The sequence below is a fragment of the Blastopirellula sediminis genome (genome assembly GCF_020966755.1).
Lineage (GTDB): Bacteria > Planctomycetota > Planctomycetia > Pirellulales > Pirellulaceae > Blastopirellula > Blastopirellula sediminis.
In genome coordinates this window covers 3645009-3668284 of the sequence record NZ_JAJKFT010000010.1, presented here as the reverse complement: position 1 = coordinate 3668284, position 23276 = coordinate 3645009, and the positions used below count along the sequence as shown (strand labels likewise).

The following is a 23276-nucleotide window of genomic DNA, read 5'->3' as shown; positions in this document are numbered from 1 at the left end:
CTAGTTTCGGACTATTTCACCGGCATTACTTCTAAGCAAACCAACCGATCATCACCGCGCACATACAGCAGCCCGTGCGACAAAATCGGCGCCGACCAGGCTGGGTACTTCAGCAGCGGGCGAACGCGTTCACCAGGCTCCGGCGCCTGACGCAATTCGGTTTCTGAAACCAGTTCGTACTTCTCCGGGTTCGCTTTGATCAAGCGTAGGATGCCATCTTCACTGAGGCAGACGAAGTGGCCGTCGACGTAGAGGAGGGAAGAGCGGGTCAAGCCGGGGACGCTCCACTTCACTTGGCCGGTCTTCCATTCGATGCAGCGGAGTTCGGCGTTGCCGGTATGGCGGCCGCTCGAACCATACAGATAGCCGTCGTGATAGACGGCGGTGTTCCAGTGGGTCTGCATCGCCTTGTCACGCTTCTTCGGATCATCTTCCCAGACGACGTCATAGCCGCCGGTCTTCACCTTCAAGAGTGCGCTGCCCGGACCGTACGTCTCCGAGATGAAAACTTCGTCGCCGACGATCACCGGCGTGCTGGCGTTGACGCTGTCGCGGATCTTGGCTCGCCAGGGGAAATGGAAATCGATGACGCCGGTTTCAGGTTGAAACGCCAACAGTCCGCCTCGAACGAAGGCGAACGCAAACGGGCGTTCCCCAATCTTCGCCCAGGTCATGCTGGCGTAGCTCGCCAGTTCGTCGCTCTTGTGATAGACCACTTCGCCGGTCATTTTGTTGAGCGCGACGACGCCGCTATCTTTGCCGACGACCCGATCCAGATCGAACCGCCCGAACTGATGCGACTCGGGCGGGCTGCCGCCGACCATCACCAGCAGCAAGTCGCCGTAAACGATCGGCGAGCTGCCGACCCCAAAAAAGTTTTGCACCACCCCGAACTTTTCATTCAGATCGACCTTCCATAATAGTTTCTGCGTTGAGATCTGCAGGCAGTGCATTTTTCCTTCGGCGCCGTAGATATAGACCCGGTCGCCGTCGATGATCGGCGAAGTCCGCGGTCCGTTGTTGTAGCCGAGCGAATCTTCGTACGAAGTCGGATACTCAAACTTCCAGAGAAACTCGCCGGTCTCGGCGTTCAAAACGGTCAGCCGTTCGACGTCGTCGTACCGATCAAACTGAAAGAAGCGGCCGCGACTGACCGAACCGATGCCGTAGCTGGTTCCCAGTTCGCGCTGCCAGACGACGCGCGGACCTGCTTCCGGCCAGGGAGTCGTAAGACCAGTTTCGGTCGACTTGCTATCGAGCGTCGGACCGAGGAACGTTTCCCAATCGGTTCCTTGCTTGCGAGTACCAAGGTCCGGCGGAAGCGTCTCTTCGCCGCATGCGACGTGCGGCAAGACGTAGAACGAAACGAGCGACAGGCAAGCCGCGAGAGCGACGAATTTTCGTTTTTTCATGGCAGGATCGTTCGGCAGGCAGGTTCAAGAGAAGCGTTGATTTGACTACCAGTCTACAATGAGAAGCGCAAGATTGCTTTCCCAGGTGCTCCCATGCCCGAATTACGCGTCAACAATTCGATCCAGATCCCTCTGGCGGAACTGAAGTTTACCTTCGCTCGCAGCAGCGGCCCCGGCGGCCAGAATGTGAACAAGGTCAACTCGAAGGCGATGCTGCGCTGGGCGTTCGACCAATCGGAGCATATCGACGATCGGGTAAAAGAACGACTACGCACGCGGTGGGGCGGACGAATCAACAAAAACGGCGAGATCGTGATCAGCGACGACAATAGCCGCGATCAACGTACGAATATCGAGAGTTGCCTCGAAAAGCTGCGAGTGATCCTGCTCGACTGCGCAGCCCGCGAGAAAACGCGCCGCGCGACGCGTCCCAGCCGCGGCTCGATCGAACGGCGCATCACCGATAAGAAGCAGCGCAGCGAGACCAAGCGGATGCGACGTTCGCCGGGCGCTCCGCCCGAATAAGCGCCGCGATCCACTTGCTTGTCGCCCGAATGAGGCCGGGGGGCCTGCAAGGGTTCTATAAGCACTACAAATCTCCCCCTAACGCCCGAGCATTCGATAAATTCGCGCCGCCTACCGAAAAACCGGTAGCGTGCGCTATAATTTGACTATGGAAAACCCTGAACATATCGACTTCATCTTGAACGACTGGCCCTTTGAAAACGGCCACCTCAGCGCGCGCATCGTCTCTGGCGAAGATGGACGCGACGTCGTGCAAATGCGGATCGAGATGGGTTTGATGCAGATGGAAGTGGACGGGCGCCCCGATGGGACCGAACCGTTCGGCTTCGCTACTTACGCCGACTATCTGCAACAGCGGATCGATGAAGACCCGGACTACACGCTGACCGACGGCGACTGCTCCGAGATCGATCGAGAGTTCATCCAGTTCTACCATCGCCGCATTTGCTGGCTCGGCCTGCGAGAATATCAGCGAGCGGTCCGCGACGCCGATCAGACGTTGCTGCTGATGGATATCTGCCGTGACCACTCCGACGACGACGAGTGGGTCGACTCGCACGAGCAGTTCCGCCCCTTCGTGTTGTTCCACCGGATCCAAGCGGCCGCTTTGGCGACGCTGACCGATCTGACGCCAGAGCGCGCGATCGAAGTGATCAATCTCGGCCTGGAAGAGATGCGCGAGGTCTTTATCGACTTCGAGCTCGAAGAAGAGTACGAGAATGACGAGCTGGTCAAACGCCTGATCGAACTGCGCGAACAACTTCGCAGCCAATACGAAGTGGGTCAAACTCTGCAAGAACAACTGGCCGAAGCGGTCGCTCGCGAAGAGTACGAACGGGCGGCTCAAATCCGCGATCGGATCTCGAAACGAGAACGGTAGAGCAGGGCGGGCCGCACTTTCTTCTTCGTCGCTGGCGATTGATGCACGGCCCTGATCGTTTTCTCCTTGGTCTTGGCGTCACGACTCTGCGAGCCGGAATTATTTGACGGTGAAACAGTCGTTTGCTATACAGAACGCCACCCTTTCGTTGGGTAAATCAACTCCCTTTCCCCTCCCGCGTTCTCCTCCACTGCCTGTTCCCCGACATCCGCAGGGAGCCGCGAATGTTCCGTCACTTGGGGTCTCGACCCGCCGGAACACTTAGCGGATTCGCCCCAGCTCACCAGCGTGTGAGCCAACACCCCAACCAACATCATGCTGCGAATGCTCCGCTCACCCTTGCGCGAGATTCGCATCCGGAGAAACATCATGGCGATTCTTGCGCGAAGCTGCTCCGCTATTCTGATCACACTCCTGGGACTGTGGTGCATCCCTTCAGCGGCGACCGCAGCGGAAAAGACGCTCGAGGCCGATCTCTTGATCGTCGGTGGAACGGAATCGGGGTGCGCCGCCGCAGTCCAAGCGGCTCGCATGGGGATCGAACGGATCGTGCTGGTCAACGACATCGAGTGGCTTGGTGGACAGTTCTCGGCGGAGGCGCTCGGCGCGATCGATGAAAATCGAGCTCACGACTACAACGGCGAAGTCCCGATCCCGCGATCCGGTTTGTTTCGTGAAGTGATTGACGCCATTGAACGCAAGAACAAAGAACTGTACGGATCGGCCCGCCCCGGCAACACGCGGGTCATCACGACCTGTCAACCAAAGCTCGCGAATCAGATCTTTGGAGAACTGCTGCAGCCGTACGAAGCGACGGGGCAGATTCGCCGCATTTCCAATCTACGTCCGAAGTCGGTCGGGGTAGAGGAGAATCGCGTCGTCAACGTCCTCTTTGAACCGACGACCGGCGGCAGCGAGTCGCTGCAAGTCAATGCGAAGCTGACGATCGACGCCAGCGACTGGGGAGACGTTATCAAACTGTCAGGGGCGGCGTACGACTTTGGTCTCGACGCTCGCGCTGAATATGGCGAGCCGCGCGCCCAGGAATCGCCCGATCCCAAAACCGACGTGAACCCGATCACGTGGTGCATGATTTTGGTCGAACAGGAAAACGAAGCGACCATTCCGGAACCGGCCGGCTACGACGAGCGTAATTTCCATGGCATGTGGAGCTGGATCGACGACAAGTTCAATTACACCACTCGTCGCCTAGTGGACGGCAAAGCGCTTACCGATCGTCAGCAGCCGGACATCATCCTGATCAACAATCCGCCGATTGACTATCCGCTCGATACGTTGCCGGCCAATGTGGCCGCTGCGCTCGAAAAGACCGAAGCGGGGGCGGCGACGAAACCGATCGTCGATCTCACGCCGGCTCAGCGGGAGATCATCTTTCAGGACGCGCGACTGCGGACGCTCCAGTATCTCTACTACCTTCAGCAAAAGTATCCGCTGTTCCGGAAGTTGGCCCTCAGCGACGAGTTTGGAACGCCTGACAAACTTCCGCCGAAACCGTACGTGCGCGAGAGCTTGCGACTGGAAGCGCTGCACATGATCAAAGAGCAAGAGGTTCTCGGCGAAGGCTCGCAATCGAACTACGCCCAAACGATGTTTGAAGATGGGGTTTTCTCGTGGCAATTTGAACTCGACTTCCATCCGACGGCCCGGCGCTGGATGACGCCTGACGGACCGGAAGGCCCCTGGGAAGCGACGTTCCGTGGCAAACGCCGGTTTGGGGTCGGCGGCACGGGGCGAGCGATCTTTCCCATGCGCAGCTTCGTGCCTGTTGAGTTCGACGGATTGCTCGGCGCTCAAAAGAATCTTGGCTACACCAGCATCGTCAGCTCTTCATGCCGCTTGCATGACCAGTCGACGGCAGCTGGCCAGGCCTGCGGAGCGATCGCCGCGGTCAGTTTGCAGCAAGAGGTGGAGCCGCGACAAATCTGGTTCGATCAGCAGCTGTTGGCGAAAGTCTGGAACGGCCTGCTCCCCGAGAAAGATGCGGCGCCAGTCGCGATCTGGCCGTTTGGCGACGTCGATCCTTACGACACTGGATTCGTGGCGATCCAACAATTGGCCGCTCGCCGCCTCTTGCCGCTCGGCCCCGCCGACGTTGACTTTCAACCGGAAGCAGCGGCCGACGAAAAATGGATGAACGACGTCGTCGCGAAAATTCGCGCCAAAGGTTATGAGTGCGCCGCTCCCGCCAATTCGGCCAAGCTGACGCGACGCGATGCGGCAATCGCACTTTGGAAAGAGATCGCATCGCAGCCAACGCCGGTCACGCAGCGCAAGTCCGCGAACGATGCTGACGGCGACGGGATCCCCGACGCCAGAGATGCGTTGCCGTTCACGCCAGGCGAAAACTCGTGGCGTTAATCCGCGCGTTCTAAAACGGAAAACGCACGACGCTCGAGAGCAACTCCGGTATCCGAATCGCCGCTCCGCCGAACGCTTGCCAGCCGATGGCGCATCCGCCGATGGCGACGGCGCCAACCGCACAGCCGCCGGCTGCGCCCAGGATTCCCACCGCCAGACCTCCTAGCGCTAAGATTCCAATCGCGACTCCGCCCAAGCTAATCGCTCCGACCGATAGGCCGCCGACTGAGATCAACCCGATCGACACACCACCACAGGCGAACATCCCAATCGCCACATCGCCAAAGGCGAAGACGCCGCGAGCGACGCCGGTTGGCGAAGGGCCGTCGGGACCATACGCGATGCTGACCAAGGGGAGTCCCAGGAACTTCGTCTCGGACTCGTAACGATACGGTTGATAACGATAGGCGTGACGCATAACGGACTCTCCTTCGAGTAGCCGTAGGGCAGGCCGTGCCTGCCGTTCTTCTTGCTGGCGTTCGCATTTCGGCAGGCACGGCCTGCCCTACGCAGGTTCGCGAACCGAGCCGTGATATTGGAGATCCTACCAAAAATTTCGCCAAGAAAACGAAAACGGCGAGATCAGACGATCTCGCCGCTTCAACCAATCGCTCCCAAGTAGCAAAGCTTCGTAATCGATTAGGGGATCCAGTAGGCGGCCCCAACCACCACGGCGGCCTGAGCGGCGGCGCCTCGGAGGCTGATCGGAACCGGCGGCAGCATCCACGGAGCACAGTTGCCCGGGCGGTAGTAGCCCAACGCGTACTGGCATTCGCTCGGCGGATACATCCCCATTTGGTACGGCAGGACGGCGGCACTGACGAAGAAGTGGGCGCCGGAGACGAACGGCTGGGTGATCGGTCCGGTCATGTGACCGTAACGTTCCAGAGCACGTTCTTCAAAGTACAGCGGCTTGTGGCACAGAGCCGAAGCGGTCCAGTTGACTTCGGTCGGCGACCAGTGACGGCCCGGGAATTGGGCGTCCGACCAACCGCATTCGTACGGCAGGTCCCAGTAGGCGGCGACGAAGCAACGATCGTCCGCACTCAAGTCGCGGAGGTCGAATCGTTTGATCTCGCGACCGGTGTCGACCACCACGCGTTGATTCTTGAAGTCGAGCATGCGACCTTCGGCGACGACCTGGCCATCGAGCATCTTCCAGCTGCGGCTCGGCGCGGCGGAGAGGGCTTCGATACGCATTTGTTCCGCCAGTTCCGGATCTTCTTCATCAGGACGGAAGGCCGGGGTCATGTCCAGGTTGATCTGCGGCAACTTGAACGCCTTCAAACGAGCGACGATATCGCTGCAGGCTTCCAGGTCGTCGCAGCAGTTCCGTTCGTTATAGATGGTTCCGCACGGCTTGCGTTCGGGAGAAGGCGGGCGAACCGGCAAACCATCATCACCGAGTTCGATCGGTTCGCGATCGCTGGGGGACATCATCGGCAGCTTCGGAGCGTTCATCGGCGGAACGGTCATCGGCATCGGCTCTTCCGCCATCGGCTTCGGCTGCTCGATCATCGGTTCGGCGTCGCCGGCCGGAGTGAGCGGCTGCGGAGCAGAGAAACGGCTCGGCTGCGGCGCCGGAGCTTCTTCTTGATTCAAAGCGGTCAGCTGATCGCCAAACGGATCATTGAACGGGTCAGCGGGGGAGAGCTTGCTGGCCTTGCGGACCATCGGTTCGCCGTTCGGAGCCGTCAGCTCAACGTGGGCGACCGGGCGAACCGTTCCGGCAGCGGCCGGAGTCGGCTTACGGACGGTTTTCAGCTCGACAGGAGCGTTGACGCCGAGCGGCGTCGCGACTTCCGGAGCAGTGGTAGTTTTGGTCGAGCGGCGCCACTGCAGGTGGCTTTGCGGCTGACCTTCGGCGGCCCACAGATCGGCCGCCGAAAACAGAATGATCGCTCCACACAGCGCCTTAGTCGTTGTTTTGATGAACGTCCGGGCTGTAGTTCGGGGCTTCCTGAGTAATCGCGATGTCATGCGGATGGCTTTCCCTAACACTGGCCGGTGTGACCCGGATGAACTTGGCTTCCCTGCGTAGTTCTTCAATCGTCCGCGTACCGCAGTAGCCCATCCCGGCACGTAAGCCGCCGACAAGCTGATACACGAACGGACTCAAATTTCCTTTGAAGGGAACTCGCCCTTCGACTCCTTCGGGGACCAGTTTGCCCCCTTCGCTGACTTCGCCCTGGCGATAACGCTCTTTCGAGCCTTTCACCATCGCTCCCAGCGAACCCATGCCGCGGTAAACCTTGAAGGTTCGTCCTTGGTACAGGATTACGTCGCCGGGGCTTTCGGCCAAACCGGCGAACAAACCGCCGATCATCACCACGCTGGCGCCCGAGGCGATCGCTTTGCAAATGTCTCCGGAGAACCGCACGCCGCCGTCAGCGATGATTGGAATCCCACTCTTGGCTGCAACCGAGGCTGCGTCGCGAATGGCGGTGATTTGCGGCACCCCCACGCCCGACACCACTCGAGTCGTGCAGATCGAACCAGGTCCGATCCCGACTTTGACCGCGTCGGCCCCGGCGGCGATCAAGTCGGCACAACCTTCGCTGGTGGCGATATTGCCCGCCACCACGTCGATCGGCCAGTTCTTCTTGATCTCGCGGACCGTCTCGATCACGTTCTTCGAGTGGCCGTGAGCGCTGTCGACGACCAACACGTCGACGCTGTTGTCGATCAGGCTCTGGACTCGTTCAAAGTCCATCACTCCGACCGCGGCGCCGACTCGCAACCGCCCCAGGCTATCTTTCGACGCCTGAGGAAACCGGTTCATCATGTCAATGTCTTTGATCGTGATGAGACCGGTCAGTTTATAGTCATCGTCAACCAGTAAAAGTTTCTCCACCTTTTTAGCCGTTAAAATTTGCTCAGCTTCCGCAAGCGTTACGGTCCCCGTGGCGGTGACAAGGTTGTCTTTCGTCATAACCTCTTGGATACGAAGGGAATTCGACTCGAGGAACCGCAAATCGCGGCGAGTCAGGATCCCCACTAGCTTGCCGTCAGCTAGCGTGATCGGCATCCCCGAAACGTTGTGCTGCTCCATCACGCGGCGAGCTTCTTCGACCGGAGCGTCCGGCGGCATCGTCACCGGATCGACGATGATGCCGTTGGCCGAGCGTTTCACCTTGTAGACTTCTTCGGTCTGGCGCTGGATCGAGAGGTTCTTGTGGATCACCCCCAAGCCGCCCTCTTTGGACAGGGCGATCGCCATGGCGCTTTCGGTCACCGTATCCATCGGCGAGCTGATCAGCGGGATGTTCAGCTTGATGTTGGCGGTCAGCTGCGTTTCGGTCGTCACTTCGGACGGCACAAAATCGCTGTAGCGCGGCGCGAGTAGAACGTCGTCAAAGGTGATGGCGATTTTGGCGAACATCTCGTCCATGGCGCGGCTCCCGAATCTAGCGTGATCGAAGCAGTGGGGGTAAACCCGCAATTATGGCGGGCAATGCCGATGCTGGCAACGCTCTCACGGGGAGTCGCAGCCCGGAAAGGGGGCGATTTCCCCAGTTTTCCGCAGTTAGAAGGCCTAGCGGTTGCGGCGGCTGAAGAGTCCGCGGCGGCGAATCGCGGTCGGAGAGTTCTGTTCGGCCAGCTTGGCCTCGTAGCTGACCAAGGTGGTCGTCGTCCGGTTGATCATCTTTCCCGACGCGTCGATCGTCGTGGTCGAGCTGGAGACGACAAAGCCCGGGACGTCGGCGCAATGGATTTCTACCGAAGTGGTTGAGGTCTTCTCGGGGACCACAATCCGGGTCCGAAAAAAGGCGACAGTTTTGTTCTCGGCCAGCACCGGATAGGGCATATCGAGAGCGATGGGGTCGGTCGCGATCGTCTTGGTAACCATACCGCCGCCAATCTCCCGCGCCTCAAATCGTCGCCGCAGCACCCATGGCGCCGTCGCAGGACAGTAGAGGACGTTGCCGCTGATTTCCTCCGATTGACCGGTAATCACGACCTTTCGGAGCTGACTGGGATAAGTAACCCCGTTCACCACCAAGGCTTCCTGTTCGCCGGGAGTGACCGTCGCCGTGTAGCGATCCGGTTCACCGCTCAGCCCGCTGCGGAACGAGAGGGTCGGCTTGTCGAAGACTTGCCCCCCGACTTCCGACTGCGATGCCGTTTCAAGCAGCACATAATCGTCCCCCACTTCTTTCAGACGGATCGTCTGCGTGGTGACGCTGATCGGCCCAGCGGCGCCATCTTTGTAGATCTGGGTGGTATGTCGCAGCTTCTTCCACGATCCGGGGGCGAAGCGAGCCCATTCGTGGTGATCGTGGGGCGTTAATAGATCTGGAATGTCCTGCGCCACGCAGAGAGAAACGCTGGTCAGCCAGATCATTATCGCGAGTCGTGACATTTCGCCCACTAAACTAGATCGCCGAAAGCCCCAGGGCCGTAGAATTACCCTAAATTACGCTGAGCGAGGAGCTTTCGCAATGAATCACGGCCATGTTGCTGAACAAACGGCCCTATTTGGGGGATTCTTCGACTCCCAGCGGGAACATGCCAGCGATCAGGAAATCTTGCCGTGGGAAAACGGTCCGCAGGTCAATCGCGAGATGCCCGGCCGCTTGCCGCACGAAGAGGGGATACAAATTCTGCTGCAGTCGCGCGTACATCGCAGCGACATCCCCATCGCTGGGAACGACCTTCACGCAGACCGAATCGATCGGCATGCTTCCCGGCAGCAGATGCGCCTTGCATGGCTCTACCACCACCGATTCGACCAGCGGCGACGCCAGAATCTGCTCGGCCAAACGATTGGCCCGCAGTTCCAAATTGGCGATCGTCGTGGTGAGCAGTGCGAGGAGAGGAATCTCGTCGGCGACCAACTCACCCATCCGATAGATTTCCAACGTCTCGGTCAAAGCGGCCAACTCGAGCGGCGAAGATCCGACGAGCGGAAAGAGCGCCGAGCTCCGAATTTGCTCGATCAGCTTCTGACGACCCACCAGCAAGCCTGCGTCAGGTCCGCCCAACAAGTGATTGCCGGCCGCGATGACCAGATCGGCGCCATGAGCAATCGCCGCCTGAACGCTATCGACGCCAAAGCCTTGATATTCGTCGCGACTTTGCAAACCACCGACGCCGACGTCATGAATGAGCGTCACGCCTCGCTTCTTGGCGAGGGCCGACAACTCGGCCAGGCTCGGACGCGTGGCGCTGGTAACGCCGGCGAAATTGCTCGCATCGATCGACAGAATCGCCGCGGTATCGTCTTCGATCGCCTTTTCGTAGTCGGCCAACGTCGCGCTGTTGCTCGCGCCAACTTCGACCAGCAGAACCCCTGCGCCGGCAAGCAAGTTCGGCAAGTGAATGCCGTCGAAGGTTTCCCCCAATTCGCCGCGCGCGACCACCACCTTGCGCCCCGCCGCGAGTTCGCTCAGCGCCAGATGGAGCGCCGCGGTCCGCGTGTTGACGATCGCCGCGTCGGTCGCGACCGCTAGGTCGGTAATTAGCCGGACCGCTTCGGCCTGCGAAGCGCTCTGCCGCGACGACTCGGCGTCGAGCTGGGTCGTGTGATAATCGCGCAGGCGAGCGTACGCCCCTTGGATCGCTCGTTCGGCGATCGCACATTTCCCCAGTTCCGGAGCGAGCACGACGCCGGTCCCGTTAATCGCCGCGCGAATCCCGGCCGGAGCGTCTCCCGTTAGCCAGCGCGAGATCGACTCGGCCAGATGCTGCAGCTTGGGCGCCGGAAAATCAGCAACGCGCGACTTGAAGTCCCGCTGGTAGCGATCGAGATAGACGCCGACGTTGCTCACCAGCGTGGCCGGGTTCATCGTCTCCCGCAGCTTCTTCAGCGGCGGCTTGTCCAACAATTCGCTAACGGTCGGCAGTTTGCCGAATAGATTCGTGGGCATCGCATTTCTCCCTGGGGTCTTTCTTTAATTATTGCTCCCGCGGGAGTTGCGGGGCAAGGCGCCGCCAGACAGGGGAGGGGGCGCACGCGGCGCCAATTTCGCCCCGTTAATTCTCAGAAATTTCGCGGTTACACTCTTTACCGACGCGAATGCGTCACATGGAAGAGCATGATGCGAACCTGGATCCTGGAAAGCTGCGTTTCGATATGACCGAATCACCAACCGTTGGCGGCATCCGTCTCGGTCTCTGCTGCATCTTTCACGAGCAGCCGATCAAGTTTCGCAACACCACCGTCAAAGCGATCAGCGCGATGAAACGGGGCGACGGCCTGGCGAAGCTGTCAGGACTTTGCCTGGCGAACGCCGATGCGCTATTGGCGGCGCTTGAGTATTGTGCCGAGGAGGGGATCGGCTGTTTTCGGATCAATAGCCAGATCCTTCCCGTCAAAACGCACGAGACCTGCGGCTATCGCGTGGAGGAGCTTCCCGACGGGGAAGAAATCGTCAAACGCTTTAAGGCGTGTGGGAAATTCGCCAAGAAGCATAACATCCGCACTTGTTTTCATCCTGATCAATTCGTCGTCCTCAATTCTCCCAAAGAGGACGTGGTCGAGCGGTCGCTCGCCGAACTTGAATATCAAAGCGAAGTCGCCGAGTGGGTTGGCGCCGATGTGGTGAACATTCATGGCGGCGGCGCTTACGGCAACAAGCAAGAGTCACTTGAGCGTTTCGCCGAAACGTTGTCGCGACTCTCGAAACGAGCCCGCAGTCGATTGACGGTCGAGAACGACGACGTCACCTACACGCCGGCCGACTTGTTGCCCCTTTGTCAGTCGACCGGCATTCCGCTCGTCTACGACGTCCACCACCATCGCTGCAACCCGGACGAACTGTCGATCGAGGAAGCGACCACCGCGGCGATCGCCACTTGGAACCGGGAGCCGATGTTCCACCTCTCCAGTCCGCTCGAAGGTTGGAAAGGTCCGAAGCCGCAGCGACATCACGACTACATCGACGTCACCGACTTCCCCGATTGTTGGCGAAACCTGGAACTCACTGTCGAAGTCGAAGCGAAGGCGAAAGAACTCGCCGTTCTGAAGCTGAAGAAACAACTCGCCGAAACCTGGTCGGCCTACATCGTCCAGTGCGCCGACGGATCCTACTACACCGGCGTCACCAACGAACTATCCCAACGGATCGCAACCCACAACGCCGGCAAAGGAGCGAAGTACACCCGCAGCCGCTTGCCGGTCGAGCTGGTCTATCACGAGTCGCTGCCGAATAAAAGCGCTGCGCTGAAGCGGGAGCTGGCGATCAAGGGACTTTCGCGAAGTGCGAAAGCGAACCTGATCTCGGGCGGAAACAAGTCGAGGTAACGGGTACAATTCGTCGTTACGGAATAATCTCCCGCAGGTCGAACGTGGCGCGACGTGGGAGTACGTCGCTTGCATTTAGGTCCTCCAGGCCAATCATCGTTTCCTCCCCGTTGGGCATTCCAATCGTAATCATTCCGATGCATCCCTCCTCGGTCGTATACAAAAAGGCCGATTCGGCGCCGGGGACAAAACGCTGGGTCTTTGGATCGTAATGAACCAGGAATTGGTCTTCGACCTGGCGTCCCTCAGGCAGTTTCCCAGAAGCGATCCAATGCTTGATCTTTCGGGCGTCAGTCAGACTGATTTCACGCACCTGCATGTCGATGGCTTTTAGAGCGACGGCCGACTTTCCAACGTCGGTCGGGTACGGGACGCAGATCAGATCGCACCCTTGCTCAGCGGCCCATGCGGAAACTTCCGCTTCGGTCGGCTTGGCGCCTTCCTTGATAAACGCTGCCGGCGGATGTGGCTCGTAACCGGTATCGAGATCGAGGAAGTGTCTGTTGTATCTTCCCTGGACGCTCACCGGCGAAAGACTCGCGCCAATCCGTCCGTTGCCGTACTTCGCCGTTGGTCCCAACTCGGCCATTGGCGGCGGAATAGGCTTTTCTTCGCTCTTCAAACCAACCGTCGCAAACTGTTCGTCCAGCGTCAGCGTCCGCCAGTTTTGCTCCCACCACGATTGCCAAAGCTGAGCATGACGATCAAACCGCCGCTGCTGCATGATCGCCCGCCGCGGATCTTCGCTCAGATGGATTGAGCTGAGGGCCATGTCGTCAAAATTTTGTCCCGTCAGTTTGTGAAGGGCGCCGCAGATCTCGCCGACTGGTCGCTCATAGCTGATCCAGTCGCCCCGGTCTTGCTCGTCGAGATCATACTTTCGCAAGAGAGCGGTTAGCTCGGAAGAATCGATTCGCAGCCCGCAGTCGCTTCCGGTCGGGACGTGCGTTTTGGGAATTGCCCGAATGAGGGCAGGAACTGCCCGGGGATCGCCGATCGCACGCAAGGCGAATCCGAGACGCCGCAACATTCCCTCGTGCTTCGTCGCATCCAGCTCCGCGATTAACTGCGGCACAGCCTGTGGCCCCAGCGCAATCAGTTCGCGGGTCATACAGGCCCAAACCTCGGCATCCTCAAAAGGGTGAGCATACTGCCGATAAGCAGACAAGATCTGGGCCGTCCGCTCGGTCGGGTCTTTTGACAATTCGGCGATTAGCGCTTCGGCATCTTTCATTTTTTCCGCCGAAGCGATCGGCGGCTCAAACAACAAGTTGTAGTCGGTCGTCTCTCCCTCTTTCACCACAACCGGCGACTGTTTCTCGGTATTCCACGACATCCGATTCGCTTCGTGATTCAGCACATAGGGAAAGTTGTCGCCTGGCGCCGCCCTCAGTTCGAAGCGTCCATTTGCGTCGACCTCCACTAGCGATCGGGGAGCGGCGATTTGGCGATTCAATTCCGACGGACCGTAGAGACCAAGCCGGAGCCGCTCTCCTCGCTCGGTAAAGACGATCGGCTGACCGGTCTTCGCGTGAACCACCTGCCCTGCGATCACGCCGCCGCGAATCAGCAAAATCGGAGGCAAGTCGATCTTCTGTCCGGCGCCGCACCAGGTTTCGCCTAGCGCCAAGCCGATGCGATCGTGCTTTTCAACACGAAAGGTGTAATTCCCTTCAGGAATCACCATCCGAAACTCGCCCACTGCGTTGGTAGACGCCCATTGACTCGGTCCACCGGCAATGCTGCCAGCGTTCACTAACACCCCATCGGCCAGCCCTCCGGTCACGCTATCGACGACTTTCCCTTGCACCACGCAGCCACGCTCCATCGTCACCGTGATATCGTCCGGCAGTTTCTTAGTTCTGCCGGAAGCTGGCGGATAATCGGGGTGCCGGACGGCGACATGCGTTGGAACAACGTGCGTCGGGCTCCAACTGTAGATGCCGATGCCATCCAGTTGAAAACGCCCCTCGGCGTCGGTCGTCGCCGAGAGGAATTCTGGCATCGGCCGGACGTTCACAAAATAGGGAGTAACAGTCGCCCCGGCGATCGGCTGACCATCGATGTCGACAACTTTGCCGCGGAGCGTCGCCGTTTCGCGCGTCAGGCGAATCGTCGGTACATACTCCCCGTTGATTTGATTGAAGAAGCTCTTACCAATCGCCCAACCGGGCATTCTGCCAACCACGTCATACCGGAGTCGATCAAGGGCGAAGTCGCGGCGTTCGGGAACGAGCCCTGTGAATTTGAATTTCCCTTCCGCATCGGAGACCGTCTTGGCGATCTCTACCGGCGCCCCGGTCATTCCCGCCACCTCGTACAACGTCACGGCAATTCCGGCCAAGGGAGAGAGATCAGCCTGATCGACGCAGTTGCCGTGTAAGACGTAACGGCCGGCCGGCGATTGTTCGTCCTCCGACTGCGCCATGGCGTGCGAGAGCGTTTCAGCCCTGCTCAACAGAACGAACAGGAGTAGTAATCGAGCGACTAGCGTTACCAGGAACTGAGTTTTACGGCGCATCTTGGCTATCTCCATGTACGACCTTACTAGTCCGAACTGACCAAAACGAGTGGGAAAGGTCAAGGGAATCGAACGCCGATTTGCGCAAGGTAGGAGAGTCCAGTGCGCATAAAAAAAGGGCGGCCGCAGCGGCGGTACGCCCTTCGATTTGTTTCGTCTGCCGAAAGCTGTTAGAACTTCGGGCGATCGAGCGACATGAACTGATCGACCGTTTCGGGCGGTTCCGGTTCGCTGCCGCCGCCGAACATCGAGCTCCACCACGAGCTATTCGTTTCTTTGGTTCGCGAGACCTTTGGAATCACTTTCTTCTTCGGCTTTTCGTCGGCGTCGTTAAACGGGTTCAGAAAGTCGGCCGTCTTGCTGAAGAACTGCTGCGTGCTGTGATTCATCTTCGACAGCGTGCTCGGTTCCTTCTTGGCGGTCTTTTTGGCCGGCTTACTGCCGAACGGATTGTAGACTCCCCACTCGGCCTTGGCCGGAGTTCCGGACAGCGCCAGCACGAACAGCCCCAACAACGCCACTTTCATCCATTTTTGGTACATGACTCTCTCCTTCCGCAACGATCCTGAAGATTTGCGCGGGCGACTGTGTCAAAATCGGCGAGCGGCGTCCAGACCAATCTGCGGCATTTCCCCGGCCGCATTGTCCCTGGGAGGGCAATTCTTTAGCATTGAGCGTTTCCCCTTACGAGCAAACCTGCGGAAGGTCGGCTGAAAATGAGCAAAATCGGGTTCCTGGGCGCCGGGCAGATGGCGCAAGCCCTTGCCAGCGGCTTTGTTCGGGCCGATCTGGTCCATCCGGCCGATATCGTCGCGGTCGACCCGTTTCCGGCGGCACTAGCCAGTTTTGGCAAATTGGTCCCCGGCGCCGCCGTCAGCGACAAAGCGGCCGGCCTGGCCAAAGAGGTCGACGTTATCTTCCTGGCAGTCAAACCGCAGATGATGCAAGCAGCTATCGCGGGGCTCGGCAAGATCGGCGACAACATCCTGCTGGTCTCGATCGCGGCCGGCACTTCGCTGGCCAAACTGGCCGATTGGACCGGCTCGACCCGCATCATCCGGGTGATGCCGAACACGCCCTGCCTGATCGGCGAAAGCGCCTCGGCCTTCTGCACCGGCAGCGGGGCGACCGCCGAAGACGCCGCCTTGATTGAGCAGCTGATGGGCGCTGTCGGAGTCGTTCGCAAGGTCGACGAGAAGTTGATGGATGCCGTGACAGGGCTGTCAGGCTCAGGTCCGGCTTACGTCTATGTGCTGATCGAAGCGCTGGCCGACGCCGGCGTCAGGGTCGGACTGCCGCGCGACGCCGCATTGCAGTTGGCCGCCCAAACGGTTCGCGGCGCGGCCGGCATGGTGCTCGAAACCGGCGATCATCCCGGCGTCCTTAAAGATCGGGTCGCCAGCCCCGGCGGAACGACGATCGCGGGCCTTCAGGCGCTAGAAGCGGGGGGATTTCGGTCGGCGGCTTATGACGCGGTGGTCGCGGCGACCGCCCGCTCGAAGGAACTTGGGGCCGAATAAATTCTGCGCACGCCCCTTTTCCGCGAAACTATAATTAACGGCAGGCGATAAGCAGGCGAAATGCGCCGTGAGGAGATAGCGAAATGTCTTCGTTGTTTTGCATGATTGACGACAAGCACGTCCCCCTTTACCGGATCTTGTGGATCTCGGACGTACCGCACTTCTGCGGCGCCGACGATTGCTTGTGCGAAGGACAGTACGAAGTCCGGCTGGAACAAGGGGAGTCGCTCTGGACGAACCGCGAAGAACGGGACACCGTAATCGCCGCGCTCGAGCGCTGGCACGCCGGCGACGACTTTGACGACGTGGAAGGGGAAGAGCCCTGGGACTAATCGTCCCGCCGCCTAATCCGCCATCTGGCGACAAGAAAAGAAAATACGGCCACGGCGAACAATCGCCGCGGCCGTTTCTCGTTATATCGCTAGTTTAAGCCGATCGAGCGGCCCAGTCGCTTCGCACGAAGCGGAGAAGCCGCTACTTCTTTTTCTTCGCCGTCTTCTTGGCGGCCGGCTTGGCCGAAGTCTTCTTGGCGGTTTTGGCAGGCTTCTTGGCGGCGGCAGCGTCGCTCTTTTTCGCGGGGGAGCTCTTCTTGGCAGGCTCTTTCCCGAACGCAGATTCCCAACCGTCGGAATACTTCTGATTGGAACCAACGCGAATGATGGACACGGCTTAATACCTCGTAGTTAAATCAACATCTTGAATAATTCGGAGCAAGCAATTGTTGGTAACGGATCGTCGCCGCAAGGTCAAGACTCTGCGGCAAGACGAACCATTTTCCAATCGTATTTAGTGTTGCAGTTTCTTGTACTTAAAGCGGGGCGGATGATCCGGATCGATACCGAGACGTTCGCGCCGTTGGTTTTCGTACGTGCTGAAGTTTCCTTCCGTCCAGTGAACGTACCCGTCTCCTTCAAACGCCAGGATATGGGTCGCGAGCCGGTCGAGGAACCAACGATCGTGGCTGACCACCACCACGCATCCGGCGTAGTTCATGATCGCTTCTTCCAGCGAACGAAGCGTATCGACGTCCAAGTCGTTCGTCGGTTCGTCGAGCAGCAGCACGTTCGAACCGCGGCGAAGCAGCGTCGCCAAGTGGACGCGGTTTCGTTCACCGCCGGACAGCACGCCGACCTTCTTTTCCTGGTCAGGACCGCGGAAGTTGAACCGCGACACGTACCCGCGAGCGTGGACCTTCTTGTTCCCCATCACGATGGTATCGTGCCCGCCTGAGATTTCCTCGAAGACGGTCTTGTTGGGGTCGAGAGCGTCACGCGACTGGTCGACGTAGCCAAGTTCGACGGTCGAGCCGAAGCGGATCTCACCCGAGTCAGGCGCCGTCTCGCCGGTCAACATCCGGAAGAGGGTCGTCTTGCCGGCGCCGTTCGGGCCGACCACGCCGATGATGCCGCCCGCCGGGAGGCGGAAGCTGAGGTTGTCGATCAGGACGCGATCGTCGTACGCCTTGCTGACGTTGGTCGCTTCGATCACCAGGTCGCCCAGGTGCTTACCAGGCGGAATCTGGATTTCGAATTCGTCATTCCGTTCGACGAACTGCTCGGCCGCCAACTTTTCGTAGGCGTTGATACGGGCCTTACCCTTCGACTGCTTCGCTTTCTGCGAGCTGCGAATCCATTCCAATTCGTTGGCCAGGAACTTCTGACGAGCTTCCGACTGCTTTTCTTCCAGCGCCAGACGCTTCTGCTTTTGTTCCAACCACGAAGAGTAGTTCCCTTCGTACGGGTAGCTGCGACCGAATTCGAGTTCCAGAATCCAGCCGGCGACGTTGTCCAGGAAGTAACGATCGTGGGTGATCGCGACAATCGTGCCGCGGTAGGCCTGGAGGTGATGTTCCAGCCACAGAATCGACTCGGCGTCGAGGTGGTTCGTCGGTTCGTCGAGGAGCAGCAGGTCGGGCTTCTTCAGCAGCAGCTGGCAAAGGGCGACGCGGCGGCGTTCACCACCAGAGAGCTTCGAAACGTCGGCGTCTCCCGGCGGCAGGTTCATCGCGTCCATCGCGATTTCGATTTCGCGATCGAGTTCCCAGCTGTTGGTCACTTCGATCTGATCCTGCAGCTTCCCCATCTCTTCGTAGAGGGCGTTCATCTCGTCATCTTCGAGCGGCTCGCCCAGCTTCATGCTGATCTCGTTGAAGCGCTCGACCAGCGCACGACGCCCGGCGACCGCTTCTTCGACGTTACCGAAGACGTCCTTGTCCGGGTTCAGCTGCGGCTCTTGGGGGAGATAGCCGACAGTAAAGCCGGGCGTCAGCTCCGCCTTGCCATCGAATTCTTTATCGATCCCGGCCATGATCTTCAGGATAGTGCTCTTACCGGCGCCGTTTCGCCCCAGGACGCCGATCTTGGCGCCGGGATAAAACGAGAGCCACATATCCTTGATGATCTCGCGCGTGCCGAACTTTTTGTTTAAATTCTCGATCGTATAAATGTATTTTTTACCCATGCAGGTACTCTCTAACGTCTTTCGTAGCTAGCGTTTAGTGATGGTGCGGGTAATAAAGAATCGCTACCGATTATAGCGATTTTGTGCATGCGATCTGCCCGCTGCTGGGCGACAGGAAGAATTCTTCCCAAAACAGCGAATTAATGGTTGTAAGATCACGATAGAATGATATCATTGGGCAATCGAACATCAGTTCGGGCAAAAACTCTTATCTCAACTCCACGCGATCGTTAGCAGCCCTGGCCTCGAGTACCCACCAGCTCGCCCCGCCTGCCAGGATTGCCGAACGAGCGAAGTTTCCGTTCATGGACGCGACTGTTCCCAACAGTCGCGTCCGTTTTTATTTCTTGTGCGAATAAATCACGTGTGCCACGGCTCTGTGAGCCGTGTCTTCCGACGTGACAAGCCAGTCTACGCCGCACGACTCACAGAGCCGTGGCGCCCGGGAATGGTTGCTATTGTACGACTTCTAGCCGAGCGGCGTTATTCCCACTCGATCGTCGCCGGCGGTTTGGTGCTGATGTCGTAGCAAACGCGGTTGACCCCTTTGACCTCGTTGATGATTCGGGTCGAAATTCGGGCCAGCACTTCGTACGGCAGGTCGCTCCAAGTGGCGGTCATGAAGTCGTCGGTGTTGACGCAGCGGACGGCGACCGCGTTTTCATAGGTTCGCGCGTCTCCCATTACGCCGACGCTTTGCACCGGCAGCAGGACGGCAAATGCCTGGGAGGTCGAGCGATAGAGGCCGGCCGCTTTGATCTCGCTAACGACGATCGAGTCGGCCTCGCGGAGCACCGCTAATTTTTCGTCGGTCACCTCGCCCAGGCAACGAACCGCCAAACCGGGTCCGGGGAAGGGATGACGCCAGACCAGATCTTCCGGCAGCCCCAGTTCCAGACCAAGCTTACGGACTTCGTCTTTGAAGAGGTCGCGAAGCGGTTCGATCAGTTCAAAGCCGAGTTCTTTCGGCAGACCGCCCACATTGTGATGCAGTTTGATCGTCGCGGCCGGGCCGTCGATCGCGGCGCCGCTTTCGATCACGTCGGGGTACAGCGTCCCTTGCGCCAGGTATTTGGCGTCTTTGATTTTGCGGGCTTCCGCTTTGAAACACTCGACAAACTGGTAGCCGATGCGGCGGCGTTTTTCCTGCGGCTCTTCGATGCCGGCCAATTGCTCCAGGAAGGCGTCCTTACCGGCGACTACATGAAGATCGGTCTTGAAGTGCTTGGTGAACTCGGAGATTACCGACTCCGCCTCTTGTTTTCGGAGCAGGCCGTTATCGACCAGAATGCACGACAATTGCGGGCCAATCGCCTGGTATAGCAAAGCGGCGACCACCGAAGAGTCGACGCCGCCTGAAAGGCCGCAGATGACGCGGTCATTGCCGACCCGCTCGCGAATCTCGGCGATCGTCTGCTGGGCGAAGTCATGCAGTTTCCAGAGCCCTTCGCACTCGCAGATTGCAATCACGAAGTTGCGGAGAATCTGAAAGCCGAGCGGCGTGTGGGTCACTTCCGGGTGAAACTGCATCGCGTAGAGCGGCAGTTCCTTGTGCCGCATCGCCGCGATCGGGCAGGTCGACGTGTGGGCCAGCGGCTCGAACGAGTCGGCGACGTTGGCGACCTGGTCGCCGTGGCTCATCCAGACGTCGGTTTCGCTCGGCAGACCGCCGAACAGATCTTCGTTGGCGGCGATGCGAATCTTGGCGTGCCCATATTCGCGGTGCGAGGTGTTCTTCACCGAGCCGCCGAACGCCTGACACATCAGCTGCATGCCGTAGCAGATGCCGAGTACCGGAATGCCCATCGAAAAGAGCCCCGGATCGCACTGCGGGGCGCCATCTTCGTAGACGCTCGACGGTCCGCCCGAGAGGATGATCCCCCGGGGATTATGCGCGGCGATCCGCTCAACCGAGATGTCGTGCCGGACGATTTCGCAATAGACGTTCTGTTCGCGAACGCGGCGAGCGATCAGCTGGGCGTACTGCGAACCAAAGTCGAGGACGAGAATCTTTTCATCGGAGATGCGAGAGGCGTCAGAGGTGTTGTCATTCGCGGGAGCCGTCATCGTCATCCTTCCGTCAAACCGGAAACGAAAAAGCCCGCCCAGAATCCGGCGGGTGAAGGAAACCGCGTATTATATCGCCATCGCGAATTGCTGCAAACTAGCACGCCCCCTCATCTGGCTGCGGCAAGTCGCGAGCGTGAAGTTTGCTTGGGAACCAACTTTTGGCCGCCGCGCCCCGGTTTACCCTTGTCGCGGCCCCGCCTAGCATGAAGTTCAACACGGATCTTAGCGCACAACCGGATGGAACGATGGAAATCTTGCTGACGAACGACGACGGAATTTACGCCCCCGGATTGGCCGCGATGGAGCGCCAATTGCAAAAGATTGGAAACGTCACCGTGGTCGCTCCAGCGACCGAGCAGAGCGGCGTCGGGCACTCGATTACCTTTTTGAGTCCCTTGATCTGCAAAGAAGCGTACGACGGCGATCGCCTTCGCGGCTACGCCGTGGAAGGGAGCCCGGCCGACTGCGTCAAAATCGGCGTTTTCGAGTTTTGCAAGAAACGCCCTGATCTGATCGTCAGCGGGATCAACGGCGGGCTGAACGCCGGGATCAACGTTCTTTATTCCGGAACGGTCGCCGCGGCGATCGAAGGCGCCTTCTTTGGGATTACCAGCGTTGCGGTCTCGCTGGAATGGGACGAGCACCCGCTGTTTGACGTCGCCGCCCTCAAGGCGCGAGAGATCATCGAGAAAATCCTGGCCCAAAAAGGGGAGCCTTCGCAGCTGTTCAACCTGAACATGCCGACCGCCGCGATGCGGAAAAAATCGGTTGTAAAGGTTGTACCGATGGGTCTGGCCCGATACGGCGAGCACTTTATCCGCCGCAAAGACCCCAAAGGACGCGACTATTTCTGGGCGACCGGGGATCCGCGTCCCGAACACGGATCGGAAGAAACCGATCTTTCGGCGCTCGAGAAGGGGGACATCACCCTGACTCCGCTCCACTTTAATTTGACCGAGAACTCGTATCTTGACCGAATGAAGTCTTGGGATTTGCAGATCGCTGATTAGACTGGGAGGTACCCCCCAGTTCTGCACGGCGAATTTCGTCGTGCCGTATGCCTGCGCAACTAGAAGCGCCGGCAGTCTAATTCGATCGCCGCAACTCGTAACGGATACGCGCGGCGATGCGCCGAACTCCCCTGTTCGAATCATGAACGTATGTCGCGTAGTAGCCGGGCTCTGCCTGGTATTTGCCGCCGTATCTTCGTCCCTTGGACAAGACTGGCTCACCGCTCCCAGCTTTTACAGCCACAGTAACGAAACCGGCGAACGTACCGCTCAGTACGCGCCGGATCCGGTCGTCGCCAAGCCGTACGATCCGACCTATCTGCGATCGGGCTATCGTCAGTTCCAAAGCACGATCCGCGCCGGGCGAAGCGTCGACAACTATCACATCGTCGAAGAATGGGGCCGCCCGGTCCGCCCGTACGGCGAATGGCTCCATCCGTATCGTCCTTACTCGGTGCCGTACCAACTGTGGGGCGCACCGTATCAAGGCCTTGGCCCAACCTTCAACAACAACTTCGGCCCGAATCCGTTCCCGTATGGCAACACTCCGGCCGGAGGCTTCGGTCCTGGCGGCGGCGTGGGACCAGGCTACGGTCCCGGTGGTTATGGACCAGGTGGCGGCGGAGGCTATGGCCCCAATGGCGGCGGCTACCCTGGTTTCCAGGAAGGAAGCATCTAAGCTCCGCCGTATTCGAAAATCGAAAGTGCGTTTGGGGTTTCCAAACGCACTTTCTTTGAGCTATAGGAAAAGTCTCGACGCACTCGAGGGTAGGTGGCAGAATAGGGCCAGCACGTGTACGAGGAGATGCAATGATTACGCCGCGTGATGAAATTGCCCAGCGAGCCATGGCCTTGCCTCCAGAGGATCGCCAGTTTTTGGCCGATATGCTGGAACAAAGCCTTCCCTACGGTGAATTTCGAACGCCGGAGATCGCCGAGGCGTGGTCCAAAGAACTCGATCGGCGAATCGCGGCCTATGATCGCGGTGAAACAAACGCGGTTGATTTTGAGGCGGCTCTAGCCAACATGCGTCAGGCGCTTGAGACGCATCGCTCTAGCAAAAAGACGCCATGAGGTTCCGCGTTCTGCCGGAAGCTCAGCTTGAAGCAGTTGAAGCGGCCATTTGGTACGACGATCACCAACAGCTACTTGGCTCCGAATTTCTTGAAGAAGTCGCAGCCGCGTTCGACAGAATTCGAATTTCCCCAGATTCGAATTCGAAACTGGAAACCTATCTTGGATCGCATGACATC

At 59.2% G+C, this 23276-nt stretch carries 20 protein-coding genes; 9 read left to right on the top strand and 11 right to left on the bottom strand.

Going from position 1 to position 23276, the window contains the following annotated elements; all coding sequences use genetic code 11:
• Positions 1-11: 11 nt before the first annotated feature.
• Positions 12-1412 carry a PQQ-binding-like beta-propeller repeat protein gene (locus LOC68_RS26565; protein WP_230224834.1) on the bottom strand — a complete coding sequence of 467 codons (1401 nt, stop codon included), beginning with the start codon at positions 1410-1412 and terminating at the stop codon, positions 12-14.
• Between the two features lie 93 nt (positions 1413-1505).
• On the opposite strand from LOC68_RS26565, the gene arfB reads away from it, so the two are divergent.
• From arfB to LOC68_RS26550, 3 genes are all read left to right on the top strand, one after another.
• The gene (gene arfB, locus LOC68_RS26560) at positions 1506-1937 is read left to right on the top strand and encodes an alternative ribosome rescue aminoacyl-tRNA hydrolase ArfB (protein ID WP_230224833.1); all 432 of its coding nucleotides are present in this window, start codon (positions 1506-1508) and stop codon (positions 1935-1937) included.
• Between the two features lie 148 nt (positions 1938-2085).
• Positions 2086-2817 carry a UvrB/UvrC motif-containing protein gene (locus LOC68_RS26555; RefSeq protein ID WP_230224832.1) on the top strand — a complete coding sequence of 244 codons (732 nt, stop codon included), beginning with the start codon at positions 2086-2088 and terminating at the stop codon, positions 2815-2817.
• 369 nt (positions 2818-3186) lie between these two features.
• Complete coding sequence (locus LOC68_RS26550) at positions 3187-5196, top strand: FAD-dependent oxidoreductase (protein ID WP_230224831.1); 2010 nt, start codon at positions 3187-3189, stop codon at positions 5194-5196.
• 10 nt (positions 5197-5206) lie between these two features.
• Here the strand turns inward: LOC68_RS26550 and LOC68_RS26545 are convergent, their stop codons facing one another.
• From LOC68_RS26545 to selA, 5 genes are all read right to left on the bottom strand, one after another.
• Positions 5207-5614 carry a hypothetical protein gene (locus tag LOC68_RS26545; RefSeq protein ID WP_230224830.1) on the bottom strand — a complete coding sequence of 136 codons (408 nt, stop codon included), beginning with the start codon at positions 5612-5614 and terminating at the stop codon, positions 5207-5209.
• Positions 5615-5835: 221 nt separating this feature from the next.
• A complete protein-coding gene (locus LOC68_RS26540) occupies positions 5836-7176 on the bottom strand; it encodes a hypothetical protein (protein ID WP_230224829.1) in 1341 nt (446 codons plus the stop codon).
• Positions 7112-8587, bottom strand: coding sequence for an IMP dehydrogenase (gene guaB / locus LOC68_RS26535; RefSeq protein ID WP_230224828.1), 1476 nt, complete (start codon positions 8585-8587; stop codon positions 7112-7114). The genes LOC68_RS26540 and guaB overlap by 65 nt, the downstream gene beginning before the upstream one ends.
• Before the next feature lie 144 nt (positions 8588-8731).
• Entirely contained in the window at positions 8732-9541 is an 810-nt protein-coding gene (locus LOC68_RS26530) for a hypothetical protein (RefSeq protein WP_230224827.1), read from the bottom strand.
• Between the two features lie 130 nt (positions 9542-9671).
• The gene (gene selA, locus LOC68_RS26525) at positions 9672-11066 is read right to left on the bottom strand and encodes an L-seryl-tRNA(Sec) selenium transferase (protein ID WP_230224826.1); all 1395 of its coding nucleotides are present in this window, start codon (positions 11064-11066) and stop codon (positions 9672-9674) included.
• 158 nt (positions 11067-11224) lie between these two features.
• On the opposite strand from selA, the gene uvsE reads away from it, so the two are divergent.
• Positions 11225-12442: a UV DNA damage repair endonuclease UvsE gene (gene uvsE / locus LOC68_RS26520; RefSeq protein ID WP_230224825.1), complete on the top strand. Its 1218-nt coding sequence runs from the start codon at positions 11225-11227 to the stop codon at positions 12440-12442.
• Positions 12443-12458: 16 nt separating this feature from the next.
• Here the strand turns inward: uvsE and LOC68_RS26515 are convergent, their stop codons facing one another.
• Positions 12459-14963, bottom strand: coding sequence for a hypothetical protein (locus tag LOC68_RS26515; protein ID WP_230224824.1), 2505 nt, complete (start codon positions 14961-14963; stop codon positions 12459-12461).
• A 170-nt stretch (positions 14964-15133) separates the two neighbouring features.
• Entirely contained in the window at positions 15134-15505 is a 372-nt protein-coding gene (locus LOC68_RS26510) for a hypothetical protein (protein ID WP_230224823.1), read from the bottom strand.
• A gap of 174 nt (positions 15506-15679) precedes the next feature.
• On the opposite strand from LOC68_RS26510, the gene proC reads away from it, so the two are divergent.
• Together proC and LOC68_RS26500 are read left to right on the top strand one after the other, a co-directional pair.
• Positions 15680-16483: a pyrroline-5-carboxylate reductase gene (gene proC / locus LOC68_RS26505; RefSeq protein ID WP_230224822.1), complete on the top strand. Its 804-nt coding sequence runs from the start codon at positions 15680-15682 to the stop codon at positions 16481-16483.
• A gap of 83 nt (positions 16484-16566) precedes the next feature.
• A complete protein-coding gene (locus tag LOC68_RS26500; RefSeq protein WP_230224821.1) occupies positions 16567-16815 on the top strand; it encodes a hypothetical protein in 249 nt (82 codons plus the stop codon).
• Positions 16816-16957: 142 nt separating this feature from the next.
• Here LOC68_RS26500 and LOC68_RS26495 read toward each other — a convergent pair whose 3' ends face one another.
• The 3 genes from LOC68_RS26495 to guaA all read right to left on the bottom strand — a co-directional run bounded on the left by LOC68_RS26495 (position 16958) and on the right by guaA (position 21010).
• The gene (locus LOC68_RS26495) at positions 16958-17149 is read right to left on the bottom strand and encodes a hypothetical protein (protein ID WP_230224820.1); all 192 of its coding nucleotides are present in this window, start codon (positions 17147-17149) and stop codon (positions 16958-16960) included.
• 120 nt (positions 17150-17269) lie between these two features.
• On the bottom strand, positions 17270-18943 hold the full coding sequence (gene ettA / locus LOC68_RS26490; RefSeq protein ID WP_230224819.1) for an energy-dependent translational throttle protein EttA: 1674 nt from the start codon (positions 18941-18943) through the stop codon (positions 17270-17272).
• A gap of 483 nt (positions 18944-19426) precedes the next feature.
• Positions 19427-21010, bottom strand: coding sequence for a glutamine-hydrolyzing GMP synthase (gene guaA, locus LOC68_RS26485; protein ID WP_230224818.1), 1584 nt, complete (start codon positions 21008-21010; stop codon positions 19427-19429).
• Positions 21011-21258: 248 nt separating this feature from the next.
• Here guaA and surE point away from each other — a divergent pair, with 248 nt between their 5' ends.
• The 3 genes from surE to LOC68_RS26470 all read left to right on the top strand — a co-directional run bounded on the left by surE (position 21259) and on the right by LOC68_RS26470 (position 23097).
• On the top strand, positions 21259-22023 hold the full coding sequence (surE, locus tag LOC68_RS26480; RefSeq protein ID WP_230225199.1) for a 5'/3'-nucleotidase SurE: 765 nt from the start codon (positions 21259-21261) through the stop codon (positions 22021-22023).
• 142 nt (positions 22024-22165) lie between these two features.
• Positions 22166-22702 carry a hypothetical protein gene (locus tag LOC68_RS26475; RefSeq protein ID WP_230224817.1) on the top strand — a complete coding sequence of 179 codons (537 nt, stop codon included), beginning with the start codon at positions 22166-22168 and terminating at the stop codon, positions 22700-22702.
• A gap of 131 nt (positions 22703-22833) precedes the next feature.
• A complete protein-coding gene (locus LOC68_RS26470; RefSeq protein WP_230224816.1) occupies positions 22834-23097 on the top strand; it encodes an addiction module protein in 264 nt (87 codons plus the stop codon).
• Positions 23098-23276: the final 179 nt, after the last annotated feature.

Excerpts from the sequence above, each read along its gene's own strand:
- LOC68_RS26515 (WP_230224824.1), bottom strand. The coding sequence starts at position 14,963 with ATGCGCCGTAAAACTCAGTTCCTGGTAACGCTAGTCGCTCGATTACTA.
- uvsE (WP_230224825.1), top strand. The coding sequence starts at position 11,225 with ATGGAAGAGCATGATGCGAACCTGGATCCTGGAAAGCTGCGTTTCGAT.
- LOC68_RS26550 (WP_230224831.1), top strand. The coding sequence starts at position 3,187 with ATGGCGATTCTTGCGCGAAGCTGCTCCGCTATTCTGATCACACTCCTG.
- selA (WP_230224826.1), bottom strand. The coding sequence starts at position 11,066 with ATGCCCACGAATCTATTCGGCAAACTGCCGACCGTTAGCGAATTGTTG.
- guaA (WP_230224818.1), bottom strand. The coding sequence starts at position 21,010 with ATGACGGCTCCCGCGAATGACAACACCTCTGACGCCTCTCGCATCTCC.
- LOC68_RS26500 (WP_230224821.1), top strand. The coding sequence starts at position 16,567 with ATGTCTTCGTTGTTTTGCATGATTGACGACAAGCACGTCCCCCTTTAC.
- LOC68_RS26545 (WP_230224830.1), bottom strand. The coding sequence starts at position 5,614 with ATGCGTCACGCCTATCGTTATCAACCGTATCGTTACGAGTCCGAGACG.
- LOC68_RS26530 (WP_230224827.1), bottom strand. The coding sequence starts at position 9,541 with ATGATCTGGCTGACCAGCGTTTCTCTCTGCGTGGCGCAGGACATTCCA.
- LOC68_RS26540 (WP_230224829.1), bottom strand. The coding sequence starts at position 7,176 with ATGACATCGCGATTACTCAGGAAGCCCCGAACTACAGCCCGGACGTTC.
- LOC68_RS26565 (WP_230224834.1), bottom strand. The coding sequence starts at position 1,412 with ATGAAAAAACGAAAATTCGTCGCTCTCGCGGCTTGCCTGTCGCTCGTT.
- surE (WP_230225199.1), top strand. The coding sequence starts at position 21,259 with ATGGAAATCTTGCTGACGAACGACGACGGAATTTACGCCCCCGGATTG.
- LOC68_RS26470 (WP_230224816.1), top strand. The coding sequence starts at position 22,834 with ATGATTACGCCGCGTGATGAAATTGCCCAGCGAGCCATGGCCTTGCCT.
- ettA (WP_230224819.1), bottom strand. The coding sequence starts at position 18,943 with ATGGGTAAAAAATACATTTATACGATCGAGAATTTAAACAAAAAGTTC.
- LOC68_RS26555 (WP_230224832.1), top strand. The coding sequence starts at position 2,086 with ATGGAAAACCCTGAACATATCGACTTCATCTTGAACGACTGGCCCTTT.
- LOC68_RS26475 (WP_230224817.1), top strand. The coding sequence starts at position 22,166 with ATGAACGTATGTCGCGTAGTAGCCGGGCTCTGCCTGGTATTTGCCGCC.
- proC (WP_230224822.1), top strand. The coding sequence starts at position 15,680 with ATGAGCAAAATCGGGTTCCTGGGCGCCGGGCAGATGGCGCAAGCCCTT.
- arfB (WP_230224833.1), top strand. The coding sequence starts at position 1,506 with ATGCCCGAATTACGCGTCAACAATTCGATCCAGATCCCTCTGGCGGAA.
- LOC68_RS26510 (WP_230224823.1), bottom strand. The coding sequence starts at position 15,505 with ATGTACCAAAAATGGATGAAAGTGGCGTTGTTGGGGCTGTTCGTGCTG.
- guaB (WP_230224828.1), bottom strand. The coding sequence starts at position 8,587 with ATGGACGAGATGTTCGCCAAAATCGCCATCACCTTTGACGACGTTCTA.